General features: G+C 72.6%; 1 protein-coding gene and 1 pseudogene. One reads left to right on the top strand and one right to left on the bottom strand.

Annotation, left to right across the window (positions count from 1 at the left end; genetic code table 11):
* Positions 1 to 362 (bottom strand): VOC family protein (locus ABD323_RS43820; RefSeq protein WP_486327188.1); only part of this gene is annotated, 362 nt, incomplete at its 3' end.
* 120 nt (positions 363 to 482) lie between these two features.
* Between ABD323_RS43820 and ABD323_RS43815 the strand changes: the two are divergent.
* A pseudogene (locus ABD323_RS43815) lies at positions 483 to 609 on the top strand (NAD(P)/FAD-dependent oxidoreductase); the annotation flags it as partial.

Here is a 609-nt window from a genome sequence, read left to right as displayed (position 1 = left end):
CCGAGGGGCAGTGGCCGCCGCCCGCCGCCTGGACCCCCTACTTCGGGACCGAGAGCGCCAACGACACCGCCGCCCGGATCAGGGAGCGCGGCGGCACGGTGGCGATCGGCGCTCTCGGTCCCGAAGTAGGTGGTCCAGGCGACCGGCGGCTGCCACTGCCCCTCGGTGGCCCCGATCCCGGCCACCTCCACCCCGTCCAGCACCGCCCGGACGTACGGCCCGAACCCGTGCAGCCCGTCCTGGAACGCCCACCCCAGCAACGGCCCGTAGAACGCCTGCGCCGCCGTCAGATCACGAGCCATCAGGCTCACCCAGCACGGGGCGGCCGGCACACAGCGCACGGTCACGGTCTGCTCGCTCATCGGAGCCCTTCCTTCCGGTCGTGGCGTTTCTCAGCCTAGGCCGAGCTGCCCGAGGAGGGGTGTTTCGGCTCGCGGCGGGCAGATCTCCGGGGTGTGATGAGGCCGACGAGAGGAGCCGCGATGAAGACCGGATACGTCGTCGTGGGAGCGAGCCTGGCGGGGGCGAAGGCGGTCGAGACGCTGCGGGCGGAGGGTTTCGAGGGGTCGATCACGCTGATCGGTGCGGAGCCCGAGCGGCCGTACGAGC

It is taken from the genome of Kitasatospora nipponensis (assembly GCF_039528135.1).
Classification (GTDB): domain Bacteria; phylum Actinomycetota; class Actinomycetes; order Streptomycetales; family Streptomycetaceae; genus Kitasatospora; species Kitasatospora nipponensis.
Note: the sequence above shows the minus strand (reverse complement) of the source record. Positions and strands in the feature narration are given on the sequence as shown.